The organism is Quisquiliibacterium sp. (genome assembly GCF_982640115.1).
In genome coordinates this window covers 1-13,174 of the sequence record NZ_CEXFHW010000002.1, presented here as the reverse complement: position 1 = coordinate 13,174, position 13,174 = coordinate 1, and the positions used below count along the sequence as shown (strand labels likewise).

The following is a 13,174-nucleotide window of genomic DNA, read 5'->3' as shown; positions in this document are numbered from 1 at the left end:
GTCGCTCAGGGCCGGGTGAAGCCGTGGCGGGCCAGCACCGCCTGCCCGGCCGGCGAGAGCAGCTGCGCGATGAAGCGCTCGGCTGCCTCGGGCTGGCGCGAGGCGATCACCGGCGCCACGGCAGAGCGCAACGGCTGCGCGGTGGCCACGGTGAAGGCCACCCGCACACGCTCGGGCATCAGGGCCGCATCGGTGGCATAGACGAAGGCGGCGTCGACCTCGCCGCGGGCGACATGGTCGAGCGCCTGGCGCACGCTCATCGCGCCCACCACCCGGGGCTCGATCGCGCTCCACAACCCCGCCGCCTCCAGCGCCGCGCGGGCGTGGCGCCCCGCCGGCACGCTGCCGGGCAAGCCGATCGCCACGCGCGCCACCGGCGGCTGGAGCAAGTCGGCCAGGGCGCGCGGCGTGTAGGTCGCAGCAGCCGGCACCGCTACCACCAGGGTGTTGCCGGCCAGCGGCCGCACGCCCTGCGCCGGCACCAGACCGCGGGCGCGGGCCTGGTCCATGGTCTCGAGATCGGCGCTCACGAAGACATCCACCGGCGCGCCACGAACGATCTGCTGCAGCAGCGCGCCCGAGGCGCCGGCGTTCAGGCGCACCTTCAGGCCGGGATTGGCCGCCTCGTGGGCCACGGCCACCTCACGCACCGCGCCGGACAGGCTGGCCGCCACCGAGACGGTGAGCTCGGCGGCCTGCGCGCCCGGCAGGGCCAGCACCGCCAGCACGACGGCCGCGAGCAGGCGGCCGGGCCACCCGCCGGGCAGGCGGCGTCGCGACGGATGGCGGACCGGCGGACGGCTCGGGGCTGGGCGACGCATGAGGCGCGGGCGGATGAGGCGCGGGCGGATGGAAGGGATGGGCGGATGCGTCCTCCCGGGCGCTCGGGCAGCCGATCCGGAAAAGCGCTATATCCCATCATACATAACGCTTGCCGGTGCTTCGCGTCCAGCCGTCGGCCCGGCGGCCTCAGCCCAGGTCGCCGTCGCGGTAGTACCAGCGCCCGCCCTCGCGCACGAAGCGGCTGGTCTCGTGCAGCCGCCGGGCGCGGCCGGCGAGCTTGCTGCGGGCCACGAACTCCACCCAGCCGTGATCGGCATCGGTGAGGCCGTGGCGACGCACCGCCAGGCCCAGCCAGCGCAGGCCCGGCTCCAGACCCAGCGGCGGCAAGGGCCGGGTGTCGGGGTGCCAGGTGGCCAGCAGGTAGTCCTCCAGCCCCAGCACGAAGGCGCTGTAGCGCGATCGCATCAGCGCCACCGGATCCGGAGCCTGCAGATGGGCCGCGCCGCCATGCCAGCGACCGCAGCAGGCGGCATAGGCGAGGCCGCTGTCGCAGGGGCAGCGATCGGGCGCGCGGGTGTCGGGACGCTGGGCCATGGGGCGCTATGCTGGCATGCACACCCACCGAACCGACCGGAGGCCGCGCATGAATACGGAAACCCCCACCGCCGCCGGCAGCGGCCGCAGCTCCTACATCCGCAAGGGCCCGGGGCCTTTCTGGGAGCGGCTTGCCCTGCCCGATGCCGGTGAGCGCGTGATGCACATCGGCAAGGCGATGGTGCTGCTGCGCCACGAGGACTGCATGGCGGTGCTGCGCGATCCGCGCTTCACGCAGTGGAACTTCGCGCAGGTGGAGCGCAACCCCGCGATCGACCGCCGCTTCGTGGAGCGTCGCCGCCAGGCCTTCCTGAGCATGGAGGGGGTCGATCACCAGCGCCTGCGGCGGCTGGCGATGGTCGCGCTCTCGCCGCAGGTGGTCGATCGCCACCGGCCGCGCATGCGCGCCCTGATCGACAGCCTGATCGACGCGGTGCTGCCGGCCGGCCGCATGGAGGCGGTGGGCGAGCTCCTCGAGGGCTATCCCCTGCCGGTGATCTGCGGCGTGCTCGGCGTGCCGCCGGACGACATCCCGTTCTTCTCGCAGACCGCGCTCGACTGGACCCGATGGATGTACGGCGGCCCGGCCGCCGTGCCGGCCGCGCTCGCCGCCCATGAAGCGATGGACGACTACATGAGCCGGCTGGTGGCCGGCCGCACGCAGATCGACGGCGACGATGTCATCAGCGGGCTGCTGCGGGCCGAGTCCGAGGGCGATCGGCTCAGCCGCGAGGAGGTGATCCACACCGCGGCCTCGCTGATCGTGCCCGGCCTCGAAACCACCTTCTCGTCGCTTGGCTCGGGCCTGTACCTGTTCGCGCAGCACCCCGATCAGTGGGAGCGTCTGGCCGCCGATCCGGCGCTGCTGCCCGGCGCGGTCGAGGAGATCCTGCGCTTCGCCCCGGTGGGGCCCACGCTCGAGCGCATCGCGAATGACGATGTGGAGGTGAACGGGCTCGCCGTGCCGCGCGACACGCAGGTGGTGGTGGCGCTGGCCGCCGTCAACCGCGACCCGGCGCTCTTTCCCGATCCGCACCGCTTCGACATCACCCGCCGCCCGCAACGCCTGCACATGACCTTCGGCGGCGGCCGCCACACCTGCCTGGGGCTGCACCTCGCGCGCGCCGAGCTGCAGGAGGCGCTCGGCGGCCTCAGCCGCCGGCTGACCGGCCTGGCGCTCGACGGCGAGACCACCTGGAGCATCCCGCTCGGCTTCCAGGGTCCGCGGCGCATGCCGATGCGATTCCAGCCGCGCTGAAGCGCCCCGGGCAGACCCCTTCCCTTGTCGCGAAACCCCTGCATCCCGACCGACCCATGCCACCCCTGCCCAGCCTGTTCATCTCCCACGGCGCGCCCACCTTCGCGCTCGAGCCGGGCCGTGCCGGCGCCCACCTCGCGGCCCTCGGCCGCAGCCTGCCGCGACCGGCCGCGGTGCTGATCGTCTCGCCGCACTGGATGAGCGCCGAGCCGCGGGTGGCCATGAGCCCGAGGCCCGAGACCATCCACGACTTCGGCGGCTTCGATCCCGCGCTCTACCGCATCCAGTACCCGGCCCCCGGCCACCCCGCGCTCGCGCAGCAGGCGCTGTTGCGGCTGCACGCTGCCGGCTGGGCGGCCGAGCCCGACGCGCAGCAGGGCCTCGACCACGGCGCCTGGGTGCCGATGGGCCATCTCTATCCGCAGGCCGACGTGCCGGTCTTCCAGGTCTCGCTGCCTGGCGGGCTCGATGCCGATCGCGCCTGGGCGCTCGGGGCTGCGCTCGCGCCGCTGGCCGACGATGGCGTGCTGATCGTGGGCTCGGGCAGCGTCACCCACAACCTCGCCGACTTCCGTGGCCCCGGCGGCAGCGTGCTGCCCTATGTGCCGCGCTTTGCCAGCTGGGTGCGCGACGCGGTCGCGGCCGGCGATGGCGAGCGCCTGCGCCGCACTTTGCTCGACGCGCCCGACGCGGCCCGCGCCCATCCCACCACCGAGCACTTCTGGCCGCTGCTGGTGGCCGCCGGCGCCGCGCGCTCGCGCACAGGCTGGCAGGTGCTGGAGGGCGATATCGACCACGGCATGCTGGCCATGGATGCCTTCGTGTTCGGCACCACCCCGCGGGAGGAACGGCAGGGCATCTGGCAATAAATTTGAGCAATGCTCAGATTTTTCTGGACATCGGGTGCGCAGCAATCTAAGCTGTGCTCACTTTAACCCCGATGGAGATTGTCATGACCCTTGCCCGTACCCGTTTCGCCACCCTGTTCGCCACCGCCCTGCTGTGCGGCTCGGCACCCATGCTCGCCACCGCCGCCCCTGGCGACGCCACCGTGCGCCTGGAGGTCACCGGCGTGCGCAACGCCAGCGGCGATGTCGGCTGCATGATCTTCAGCGCCCCCGAGGGCTACCCCGAGGACCACGGCAAGGCGCTGCGCGAGAAGCACGCCCGCATCGAAGCCGGCCGCGCCGTGTGCGAGTTCGAGCAGCTCGCACCGGGCAGCTACGCCGCCATCGTCTGGCACGACGAGAACCTCAACGGCAAGATGGACCGCAACTTCATGGGCATCCCGCAGGAAGGCTACGGCGCCTCGAACAATGTCCGTCCGCGCTTCTCGGCGCCCGGCTTTCGCGAAGCCTCGTTCGTGGTCAAGGCCGGCGCCGTGACCACGCAAGCCATCCAGCTCGGCTACTGAACCGAGGCCGCCATGAACGGACAGACCGCACTCGTCACCGGCGCCTCCTCGGGCATCGGTGCCGCCATCGCCGCCGACCTCGCGGCCCAGGGCGCGCAACTCATCCTGGTGGCGCGCTCGGAAACCGCGCTGAATCAGCTTGCCGACACCCTCGCCGCCCGCCATGGGCAGCGCCCCGTGGTGATCGCCGCCGACCTCGCCGAAACCGGCTGCGGCGCGCGATTGCTGCAGGCGGTCCAGGCCCGGGGCCTCACCGTCGACATCCTGGTGAACAACGCCGGCTTCGGCACCTACGGTGCCTTCGAGGCCCTCGAGCCCGAGCTCGAACAGGCCCAGATCGCCGTGAACGTCGCGGCCGTGGTCGACCTGTGCCATGCCTTCATCCCCGGCATGCTCGCCCGCGGGCGGGGCCGGGTGCTGAACATCGCTTCCACCGCGGCCTTCCAGCCCGGCCCGTATCTGGCGGTGTATGCCGCCACCAAGGCCTTCGTGCTCAGCTTCAGCGAGGCGCTGTGGGCCGAGTACCGCGGCCGCGGCGTGCATGTCACGGCCCTGTGCCCGGGCGCGGTCGACACCGGCTTCATCGACAAGCTCGGCGATCCCGGCGTGCGCAACACGGCCGTGTTCTCGCGCACGCTCGATGTGGCCACGGTCGCCCGAGGGGCCATCGCTGCGCTGACCGGCAGCGCGCCCAGTCGCGTGGTGGGTCTGCGCAACTGGGCGCTCGCCCAGGCGTCGCGCATCTCGCCCAGGGCGATGGTCGCGAAGATGGGGGCCGGCATGATGCGCCCTCGCTGATCGGGTGCGCCCGCGCCGAATTGCGTCGCCGGTCGAGTTGTTGGACACTCGGCCTCCGATGCGAGTGAAGAAGAAGGCCGGCTATCACCATGGCGATCTCAGGCAGACCCTGATCGCCGTCAGTGTCGATGTCATCACCCGCCAGGGGCTCGACGCCCTCAGCCTGCGGGCGCTGGCCACGCGCGCCGGCGTGTCCTCGGGCGCGCCCTATCACCACTTCGCTGACCGCGCCGATCTTCTCGCAGCCATTGCCCTGGAGGGCTTCGAGCAGCTGGCGCAGGCCATGCTCAGCCACCGCGATGCCGCCCCGGCCGATCCCATCGCCCGGCTTGACGCCATCGGTCAGGCCTATGTGCTGTATGCGAGCTCCCACCCCGGCCACTTTCGCGTCATGTTCCGCGACAACAGCCCTGCCGGGCGCAACCCCACGCTGAGCGCCGCCAGCCAGCGGACCTATCAGCTGCTCCGAGAGGTGGTCGAGGACTGCCAGCGCGCCGGCCGCGCGCCCGCCGGCGACTCCAGCGCGCTGGTGCTCACCGCCTGGTCGCTGGTCCACGGCCTGGCCACGCTGTGGGTCGATGGCGCGCTGCCCACCGGACGGATCGATCCGGCCAAGCAGACCCCGGTGATCACCGGCCTGCTTGGCCAGATGTTCGACGCGCTGGGCCTGCACAAGACCGCACCGCCGAGCTGAGGCGCCCGCTCGGCGCGCGCCGAGCTTCGCTGCGGCACCGAGCTCAGTGGGCCATCGCCGGCGGCGGTGGTCGCATCAGCGCGAAGCCGATCTGCACGATGCCGGCCGTCAGGCCCAGCCCCACCCCGAAGCGCCAGGCGAGGTCATACGAGCCGAAGGCATCGAAGACCATGCCGCCGCCGAAGGCGCCCAGGAAGCTGCCCATCTGGTGGCTGAAGAAGGCGATGCCCTGGATCATGGCCTGCCAGCGCAGGCCGAACATCTCGGCCACCGCGCCCGCGAAGAGCGGTGACACCCCCATCCACAGGAAGCCCATCAGGCCGGCAAAGAGCAGCGTGTTGCCCGGCGTGGGCGGCGCCGCGAAGAACCAGGCCAGCACCAGGGAGCGGGTGACGTAGAGCACGCCAAGCAGCGCGGTCTTGGACCAGCGCCCGCCCGCCCAGCCGAAGAACAGGCTGCCCAGGATGTTGAAGCCGCCGATCATCCCGAGGGCCTGCGCGCTGAGCATCGGATCCATGCCGCACAGCGCAAGATACGAGGGCAGGTGCGTGGTGAGAAACACCAGCTGCATGCCGCACACGAAGAAGGCCAGGGTCATCACCACGAAGGGCGGGTGGCGCAGCGCGGCCATCGCCACGCGCCGGGCCTGGGTTTCGCCATCGGCCTCGCCCCCGGAAGCCGGCGGCAGCTTGAGGCGGTCAACGCGCCCGGCAATCCAGCCCGCAGGAATCAGCACCAGCGCCAGTGCGAGAAAACCGAGCACCCCGGCCCGCCAGCCCAGGCTGGTCTGCAGCCACTGGCCGATGGGGGCCGCGAGCATCGCACCCAGCGATCCCGCGGCCGACACCAGGCCGAGCACGGTGCTGCGCACCGCCGCCGGCACCGCCCGCGAGGCCACCGAATTGGCGATCGAGGAGGCATTGCAGGCCAGCGCCAGACCGATCAGCACGCCGGCCCCGAGCGTGACCGTGAGCACGCCCTGCGCCATGGCCAGGCAGGCCAGCCCGAGCGCATAGAGCACGCCGCCGGCCACCATCACGGTGCGAAAGCCCGCCCGCACCACCAGCGCCCCGGTGAAGGGCTGGGCCAGCCCCCAGGCCAGGTTCTGAATGGCGATGGCGAAGGTGAACTCCGACACCGAGATCGCGATGTCGCGGGTCATGGGCTGCATGAACAGCCCGAGACTCTGGCGCAGGCCCAGGCTGAGCGTGAGCATCAGCGAGGCACAGACCAGGATTGCCGCCACCGGCCGCATCGCCCGCCAGGAATCATTCATCACGCACCCTCCTTGATCCGGTCACTCATAGACCGGTCCGGACACCCGCGCCAGCCCCGGTGGGCGGTTTCCGGATCAGACCACCTGACGATCGCGTCCTTCCCAGTAGGGTTTGCGCAGCTCGCGCTTGAGGATCTTGCCGGTGGGGTTGCGCGGCAGCTCGCTGACGATGTCAGCGGCCTTGGGCACCTTGTAGGCGGCAAGCCGTTCCCGCGCCCAGCCCACCAGGTCATGCGGATCGAGCATTGCGCCCGGCTTGAGCACCACCACCGCCCTGGGCACCTCGCCCCAGCGCTCGTCGGGCACGCCGATCACCGCCACATCGGCGATGGCCGGGTGCTCGGCGAGCACGCGCTCGATCTCGGCCGGGTAGATGTTCTCGCCGCCGCTGATGATCATGTCCTTGATGCGATCGGTCACATAGACGTAGCCGTCGGCATCGATATGCCCGCCGTCACCCGAGCGGTACCAGCCATCCGGCGTGATCGCGGCCTCGGTGGCCTCGGGCTTGCCCCAGTAGCCGCCCATCACCTGTTCGCTGCGCACCCAGATCTCGCCGGGTTGACCGACCGGCACGGGCTCGCCGGTGGCCGGATCGCGCACGGTGATCTCCACACCCGTGATCGCCTTGCCGGCCGACACCAGCCGGTGGGCCACCGCCGGGTTCTCGTGGTCTTCGGCGCCCAGCACGGTGACCACGCCGCTCTGCTCGGTCATGCCGTAGACCTGCTGCATCACGCCGGGGAAGATCTTCAGGCAGGCCCGCATCACCGGCAGCGGCATCGGCGAGGCACCGTAGGCCAGCGCCTGCAGGGCCGAGTAGTCGCGATCGGCGGCGCCCGGCACCTGCGCCATCGCGGCCATCAGCGCCGGCACATAGAAGGTGTGGGTGATGCGCTCGCGCTCGAGCATCGCCAGCGCACCGGCCGGATCGGGCGTGCGCATCAGGTGGATGGGCGCGCCGCCCGCCCAGGCGACCAGCGCATAGCTGGTGCCGCCCACATGGAAGAGCGGCATGGCCACCTGCACCCGCGAGTCGCCGTCCATGGCCTGCATGGCGGCCACATTGCGCGCATGCGCGAGCATGCCGCCGTGGGTGAGCATCGCGCCCTTCGGAAAACCGGTGGTGCCCGAGGTGTAGAGCTGCACGAAGGAGTCGGTGCGCGCGGCCGGGTGCACCCGGGTGTCGGGCGCCTGCGCGTCCAGCCAGGCCTCGTACTCGTCCTCGGGGCCGCCCACGCGGATGACGCGCTCCACCGACGGCAACTGCGCGCGCACCGCGGCGGCCGCGCCGGCGAACTCGGGGCCCACGAACAGCAGCCGCGCCTTGGCGTCGTTGATCACATAGACGATCTCGGGCGGGGCGAGCCGGAAGTTCACCACCGCATTGGCCGTGCCGATCTGGGCGCAGGCCAGCGTGAGCTCCAGGCACGAGGGGTGGTTGAGATCGAGCACGGCAATGCGCTCGCCGGGCTGCAGGCCCGAGGCGCGCAGCGCACCGGCCAGACGGTGCACCCGGTCGGCGAGCTGCGCCCAGCTGAGCCGGCGCTCGCCGAAGACCAGGGCGTCGGCCTGCGGCCGCTCGGTGGCCCAGCGGGCCAGCATGTCGCTGAAGTCGGCGTGGTCGGGAATCATGGCGGTCTCCTTGGTTGAGGTGCGAAGTCTAAGGGCCCGCCCGGGGCCGGGGCATGCCAAGGCCGACCCGGTGGCCGGGATACCCTGCGGATCCCCGCCCGTCTCCCGAGCCCTCCAAGCCTTGCCCCAGTCCCCGTCCCCGTCACCGTCACCGTCCCGGTCGCAGTCACCGGCGCTTCCCAAGCTCCCAGGCGCCACGCCGGCGGACGGCGCGGCCTGCGTCTACTTCGATGGCGCCTGCCCGCTCTGCTCGCATGAGATCGCCACCTACCGAGGCGCGCGCGGCGGCGATCAGCTGCAGTGGGTGGATGCCGCGGCGTGCGAGGGCGCGGCGCTCGGGCCCGCGCTGACCCGCGAGGCGGCGCTGGCGCGCCTGCATGTGCGCCTGCCCGATGGCCGGCTGATCAGCGGTGCGCGGGCCTTCGTGGCCATCTGGGAGCAGCTGCCGGCCTTCCGCGCCCTGGCGCTGCTGGCGCGGATACCGGGCGCGGGGTGGGTGATGGAGGGCGCCTACCGCGCGTTCCTGCGCCTGCGGCCGCTGTGGCGATCCGCCCTCGCAGACACCGCCCCCTGGGCCGGCTGGCCCGCGGCGCTGCGCCGCGAGCTGCGCACCGACCATGCCGGCGAGGCCGGGGCGGTGATGATCTATCGCGGTGTGCTCGCGCTTGCGCGCGATGCCGGGCTGCGCGAGTTCGCGCGCCACCACCTCGAGACCGAGGCCCGCCACCTGAGCCTCATCGAGGCCCAGGTGCCACGCGCGGGACGCAGCCGTCTGCTGCCGCTGTGGCGCCTGGCGGGCTGGCTCACCGGCGCGCTGCCGGCCTGCCTGGGCCCGCGCGCGGTGTACGCCACCATCGAGGCGGTGGAGATCTTCGTGGACCATCACTACGCGGCGCAGCTCGATCAGATCGATGCCCTGCTGCCGGACACGCCCGCCGAGGCCCGGCCCGCCCTGCGGGACCTGCGCGCGCTGCTGGCCGACTGCCAGCGCGACGAGCAGGCCCACCGCGACGAGGCTCGCGCGCGGCAGGCGCACGCCACGCTCACCGGACCGGCACGCTGGCTGGCTGCCGGCTGGGCCGCGGTCGTGGGCACAGGCTCGGCGGGCGCGGTGCGGGTGAGCCGCTGGCTGTGATCCCGGGGCGCCGGCCCCTACAATCGGGCTCCCGCACCGGTTCCCCGAGGAGCGCACCCCGATGACCCACCGCCTGCCCCAACGTCACCGCCTGCTTGCGCCGCTGGCGCCCTGGGCGCTGACCACCGCCGCCGCCACCCGCGTCGGTGCTGCCCACGCCCAGGAGAGCTGGCCGGCGCGGCCGGTGACCCTGGTGGTGCCGCAGGCGGTCGGGGGCGCCAACGACACCGTGGCGCGGGCTTTTGCCACCCGCCTGTCGCAGGCGATCGGCCAGCCCATCGTGGTCGAGAACCGCGTAGGCGCCGGCGGCAACGTCGGCACCGCCTTCGTTGCCCGCGCGCCGCGCGACGGCTACACCCTGATGCTCACCGCGCAGAGCGCGCAGACCATCAACCCCTCGCTCTACCGCAATGCCGGCTTCGACCCGATCAAGGACTTCGAGCCGGTGATGTCGGTGGCCACCGCGCCCTACCTGCTGGTGGCCAACCCGAAGTTCCCGGCCAATGACCTCAAGGGCCTGATCACCTACGCCAAGACCCGCCCCGGCAAGATCGACTACGCCTCGGCGGGCAACGGCACGCTCAACCATCTGCTCGGCGTGATGCTCAACCAGCGCGCCGGGCTGCATCTGGTGCACATCCCGTATCGCGGCGCGGCCGCAGCCGCCACCGATGTGGTCGCCGGTCAGGTGCCGATCACCTTCGGCAGCTTCCCCGGCGTGATCCCCTTCGTGCGCAACGGCCAGCTCAAGGTGATCGGCGTGGCCACCGAGCGGCGCACGAAACTCGCGCCTGATCTGCCCACCCTGGCCGAGACCCTGCCGGGCTTCCATGTGAACTCGTGGTATGGCCTGTTTGCCCCGGCCGGCACGCCGAAGGCGGTGGTCGACCGCATCGCCGCCGAGGGCGCCAAGGCGCTGGCCGACCCGGCGCTGGCCGAGCGACTGGCCGGCCAGGGCGCCGAGACCGCGCCGAGCACCCCGGCCGAGCTCGCGCGGCTCACCCGCGATGACCTCGAGCTGTGGACGAAGATCGTGAAGAGCTCCGGGGCCACGCTGGACTGAAGCGCGCAAGCGGCCTCGCCCTGCGCCTCGGCGGCGCTGGCCCCCCGATGCGCACCGCGAAAACCTCGGGAGGCATGACCTCGCGCCCTACTCCACCCGCACCCAGGTCTGGTTGCGATAGAAGGGCCCCAGAAAGCCGCGCACCTCGAGCATGCGGCCGCCCTCCTTCGGAGTGAGGCGCACCTTGTAGACCTTGCCGTTGTTCGGATCGAGGATGGTGCCGCCGTCCCAGTGAGTGCCGTCGCGCTTCACGCCCTCGATGATGGTCATGCCGAGTACCTTCTGGTCCTTGCGCGCGCCTTCGCACTTCTCGCACTTCGCGTCGTGGTGGGCCGGGTCGGTGATGCGCTCGATGCGCCCGATCAGCGTGCCCCCTGCATCCAGGATGCGCACATGAGACTTCTCCTGCCGAGTCTCGTCATCGATGGTCTTCCACAGGCCGGCCGGGGTGGGCTGGGCGAGGGCCACCGGCGCGGTGGCGGCAAGCGCCATGGAAATCAGGGCCGTGCGGGTGCGGGTGCCGGCCTGGCCGCGCTGGGGAAGTCGCAGGATGGAGGGCATGACAGGTTCGGGGAAGAAGAGGGGCATGGGCTGACCGGGGCAAGGCGGCCTGGCCACCGGACGACAGGCATCCCGAGATTGCCTGTGGCGCGGCGTATCACGCAAGCGGGGGCTTGCTGCGGCGGCAGGCCTCTCTGTTCGGGGCACTGGGCATGCATCACCTGAGAATCCCTTGACGAAGGCCTCACGGGTCACGCCGGGCTTGGCGACTACATGGCGGCAACCGCCCGGATGCGCAGCAGGACCGCCGACACGCGCTGCTCGTGCAGCTCATCGTAGGCAACCAGCCCGGGCAGCATGTCGTGGAAAGAGGGCGTCGCCATGACCTGCCCGAATGCCACCGACAGGTAGTGCTTCAACGGCGGCGATGCGCGACGGATCTCCTCCACGACAAGACTTCGCCCTTCGAGAACATTGATGATGTCCTCGAAGTCATGACTCATCAGCATGTCCGCGTGGCCGCGCGCGCGGAACGCCTCGAACTTGGTCCCCAGAAAGGCGGGGGCCGAGATGAGATTGACAGGCCTGCCGCTGGGCAGCAGCACTCGCGTCGCCGAACTGGCCGCCTCGGCGTACCAGCGGTTCGAGAATCCGAGCACGGACTCATCGGTGGGCATCAGATCGACAGCCACCGCACCCGCCCGCCACCGGCAGATCGGAGCATCGGGGGTCAGATCGCGGGTAAGCCCTCGCTGCGTGAAGCGCCGTTCGAGCGCGTGGTAGTCGCGCAGCGCGGTCACCCCCGCGATCAGATCGACATCGGTCGTTACCCGAGGCGGCGGCGCCGAAGGCGCGTCGATCAGCAGGCTGGCGGCGCAGCCCCCCACCAACACGACCTCCTCGCACAGCTCGCCGAGGGCAGCAGCGACCAGCTCAACGCTTGCGACATTCGGGTCGCCCGTAATCACAGCCGAGCCTCGAACGCGTCGGTCGCCAGCTTGCGCTCGCGCGCGTTGCCCACGCGCAGTGCATCGAACAGCGCGAGATTTTCGTGAAGGGCAGGGCTTCGCTGTGCGGCGGCGGGAGCGGACGGGTAGAGCGGCAAGAGCGCCGCGCCCCGCACCGAGCCTTCAAGCGCAGGCCACACTGGCGGCGGGTCGGCTGATGGCGCGATACGCGCATTCAACGGCGCCGCCGCGTGTGCCGTTGGAATGCCCACGACCATGCTGCCGCGTACCGCCGGAAAGGCATAGCGCGCCCCATGTAGCAGGAACTCCCTGAACGCCGGAAGCAGCAAGCGGGGCCGCTTGCCGTCGAAGAACAGGAGACGCGACGCGGCGGCGCGTTTCAGAGCGGCATGCACCTCGGACATGGACAACCCGCTGAAGGCCGCAAGCTCCGGATAGGTCATCACCCGGTCGCCCAAGGCGGCCAAGGCCAGCAGGAGGTAGAAATCCTGGGGCTTGAGTGCGGGCTGCCGGTTGGCGGCTCGAGGCATGGCGTCTTTCGTGTTTCGCGAAATGCGAAATTATAGACTGAACAGAGGCTTGCGTTGGATGTAGCCCACATCGGCTGCGTCCACTCGCTTTATGCCGCCTGAACCACACATCTGCCGGCGCCTCCGGTTGCGACAGCCGCCGCGAGCGCCTCACCTGCGGTCTGGACTCGGCGTTGGCACGCCTCGCCGCGATGCGTCGAAGTCGCCACAACCTCCTCGACCTCGTCGTCGCTCAAGGGCAGGGCATCGCGGACTTTGGCCGCCGCGGCCTATTCGATGCAGAACCGCATCATGGGCTGGAAAGCGCGTGGTTGCTGGGGTTTGGCGGGTGGGGGCTGATGTGTACATGCGCGTGTACACGGAAAGATCCCACCGTGTCGTGCGCATCAGTCGAGGCGCGCTCAGCCCCTGCGAAGACGGCCGCGTCCACCCGCGTGGTGTAGGCTGAACAACGAATCGGCAGCAACCACGATACGCGACAGCCGCCGTGCCCGTCCGCCAAACCGTCCTTACAGCCTAAGGTGA

At 71.4% G+C, this 13,174-nt stretch carries 14 protein-coding genes; 7 read left to right on the top strand and 7 right to left on the bottom strand.

The window, feature by feature from the left end; translation table 11 throughout:
- Positions 1 to 5: 5 nt before the first annotated feature.
- Positions 6 to 728 carry a molybdate ABC transporter substrate-binding protein gene (gene modA, locus AC2H6A_RS00380; protein ID WP_484271137.1) on the bottom strand — a complete coding sequence of 241 codons (723 nt, stop codon included), beginning with the start codon at positions 726 to 728 and terminating at the stop codon, positions 6 to 8.
- Positions 729 to 969: 241 nt separating this feature from the next.
- Positions 970 to 1,377 (bottom strand): YchJ family protein, encoded by a 408-nt coding sequence (locus AC2H6A_RS00375; RefSeq protein WP_484271136.1) that lies wholly within the window; start codon positions 1,375 to 1,377, stop codon positions 970 to 972.
- Positions 1,378 to 1,426: 49 nt separating this feature from the next.
- Here AC2H6A_RS00375 and AC2H6A_RS00370 point away from each other — a divergent pair, with 49 nt between their 5' ends.
- From AC2H6A_RS00370 to AC2H6A_RS00350, 5 genes are all read left to right on the top strand, one after another.
- Positions 1,427 to 2,635 carry a cytochrome P450 gene (locus tag AC2H6A_RS00370; protein WP_484271135.1) on the top strand — a complete coding sequence of 403 codons (1,209 nt, stop codon included), beginning with the start codon at positions 1,427 to 1,429 and terminating at the stop codon, positions 2,633 to 2,635.
- Between the two features lie 56 nt (positions 2,636 to 2,691).
- Complete coding sequence (locus tag AC2H6A_RS00365; protein WP_484271134.1) at positions 2,692 to 3,504, top strand: dioxygenase family protein; 813 nt, start codon at positions 2,692 to 2,694, stop codon at positions 3,502 to 3,504.
- 83 nt (positions 3,505 to 3,587) lie between these two features.
- Positions 3,588 to 4,049 (top strand): DUF2141 domain-containing protein, encoded by a 462-nt coding sequence (locus AC2H6A_RS00360; protein ID WP_484271133.1) that lies wholly within the window; start codon positions 3,588 to 3,590, stop codon positions 4,047 to 4,049.
- A 12-nt stretch (positions 4,050 to 4,061) separates the two neighbouring features.
- Positions 4,062 to 4,847 (top strand): SDR family NAD(P)-dependent oxidoreductase, encoded by a 786-nt coding sequence (locus tag AC2H6A_RS00355; RefSeq protein ID WP_484271132.1) that lies wholly within the window; start codon positions 4,062 to 4,064, stop codon positions 4,845 to 4,847.
- A 58-nt stretch (positions 4,848 to 4,905) separates the two neighbouring features.
- A complete protein-coding gene (locus AC2H6A_RS00350) occupies positions 4,906 to 5,541 on the top strand; it encodes a TetR/AcrR family transcriptional regulator (protein WP_484271131.1) in 636 nt (211 codons plus the stop codon).
- Between the two features lie 43 nt (positions 5,542 to 5,584).
- Here the strand turns inward: AC2H6A_RS00350 and AC2H6A_RS00345 are convergent, their stop codons facing one another.
- Both AC2H6A_RS00345 and AC2H6A_RS00340 read right to left on the bottom strand, forming a co-directional pair.
- Positions 5,585 to 6,817: an MFS transporter gene (locus AC2H6A_RS00345; protein WP_484271130.1), complete on the bottom strand. Its 1,233-nt coding sequence runs from the start codon at positions 6,815 to 6,817 to the stop codon at positions 5,585 to 5,587.
- Positions 6,818 to 6,892: 75 nt separating this feature from the next.
- Positions 6,893 to 8,452, bottom strand: coding sequence for a long-chain-fatty-acid--CoA ligase (locus AC2H6A_RS00340; protein WP_484271129.1), 1,560 nt, complete (start codon positions 8,450 to 8,452; stop codon positions 6,893 to 6,895).
- A gap of 121 nt (positions 8,453 to 8,573) precedes the next feature.
- Here AC2H6A_RS00340 and AC2H6A_RS00335 point away from each other — a divergent pair, with 121 nt between their 5' ends.
- Positions 8,574 to 9,587 carry a demethoxyubiquinone hydroxylase family protein gene (locus AC2H6A_RS00335; RefSeq protein WP_484271128.1) on the top strand — a complete coding sequence of 338 codons (1,014 nt, stop codon included), beginning with the start codon at positions 8,574 to 8,576 and terminating at the stop codon, positions 9,585 to 9,587.
- 61 nt (positions 9,588 to 9,648) lie between these two features.
- Positions 9,649 to 10,650, top strand: a complete 1,002-nt coding sequence (locus tag AC2H6A_RS00330; protein ID WP_484271127.1) for a tripartite tricarboxylate transporter substrate binding protein — start codon at positions 9,649 to 9,651, stop codon at positions 10,648 to 10,650.
- A gap of 87 nt (positions 10,651 to 10,737) precedes the next feature.
- On the opposite strand, the gene AC2H6A_RS00325 is transcribed toward AC2H6A_RS00330, so the two are convergent.
- The 3 genes from AC2H6A_RS00325 to AC2H6A_RS00315 all read right to left on the bottom strand — a co-directional run bounded on the left by AC2H6A_RS00325 (position 10,738) and on the right by AC2H6A_RS00315 (position 12,649).
- Positions 10,738 to 11,211 carry a DUF2147 domain-containing protein gene (locus AC2H6A_RS00325; RefSeq protein ID WP_484271126.1) on the bottom strand — a complete coding sequence of 158 codons (474 nt, stop codon included), beginning with the start codon at positions 11,209 to 11,211 and terminating at the stop codon, positions 10,738 to 10,740.
- A 209-nt stretch (positions 11,212 to 11,420) separates the two neighbouring features.
- Positions 11,421 to 12,119 carry a hypothetical protein gene (locus tag AC2H6A_RS00320; RefSeq protein ID WP_484271125.1) on the bottom strand — a complete coding sequence of 233 codons (699 nt, stop codon included), beginning with the start codon at positions 12,117 to 12,119 and terminating at the stop codon, positions 11,421 to 11,423.
- Complete coding sequence (locus AC2H6A_RS00315) at positions 12,116 to 12,649, bottom strand: hypothetical protein (RefSeq protein ID WP_484271124.1); 534 nt, start codon at positions 12,647 to 12,649, stop codon at positions 12,116 to 12,118. The genes AC2H6A_RS00320 and AC2H6A_RS00315 overlap by 4 nt, the downstream gene beginning before the upstream one ends.
- Positions 12,650 to 13,174: the final 525 nt, after the last annotated feature.

What these genes read in the sequence shown, in the direction of transcription:
- AC2H6A_RS00330 (WP_484271127.1), top strand. Translation starts at nt 9,649, where the DNA reads ATGACCCACCGCCTGCCCCAACGTCACCGCCTGCTTGCGCCGCTGGCG.
- AC2H6A_RS00370 (WP_484271135.1), top strand. Translation starts at nt 1,427, where the DNA reads ATGAATACGGAAACCCCCACCGCCGCCGGCAGCGGCCGCAGCTCCTAC.
- AC2H6A_RS00365 (WP_484271134.1), top strand. Translation starts at nt 2,692, where the DNA reads ATGCCACCCCTGCCCAGCCTGTTCATCTCCCACGGCGCGCCCACCTTC.
- AC2H6A_RS00325 (WP_484271126.1), bottom strand. Translation starts at nt 11,211, where the DNA reads ATGCCCTCCATCCTGCGACTTCCCCAGCGCGGCCAGGCCGGCACCCGC.
- AC2H6A_RS00350 (WP_484271131.1), top strand. Translation starts at nt 4,906, where the DNA reads ATGCGAGTGAAGAAGAAGGCCGGCTATCACCATGGCGATCTCAGGCAG.
- AC2H6A_RS00375 (WP_484271136.1), bottom strand. Translation starts at nt 1,377, where the DNA reads ATGGCCCAGCGTCCCGACACCCGCGCGCCCGATCGCTGCCCCTGCGAC.
- AC2H6A_RS00360 (WP_484271133.1), top strand. Translation starts at nt 3,588, where the DNA reads ATGACCCTTGCCCGTACCCGTTTCGCCACCCTGTTCGCCACCGCCCTG.
- AC2H6A_RS00355 (WP_484271132.1), top strand. Translation starts at nt 4,062, where the DNA reads ATGAACGGACAGACCGCACTCGTCACCGGCGCCTCCTCGGGCATCGGT.
- AC2H6A_RS00345 (WP_484271130.1), bottom strand. Translation starts at nt 6,817, where the DNA reads ATGAATGATTCCTGGCGGGCGATGCGGCCGGTGGCGGCAATCCTGGTC.
- AC2H6A_RS00340 (WP_484271129.1), bottom strand. Translation starts at nt 8,452, where the DNA reads ATGATTCCCGACCACGCCGACTTCAGCGACATGCTGGCCCGCTGGGCC.
- AC2H6A_RS00315 (WP_484271124.1), bottom strand. Translation starts at nt 12,649, where the DNA reads ATGCCTCGAGCCGCCAACCGGCAGCCCGCACTCAAGCCCCAGGATTTC.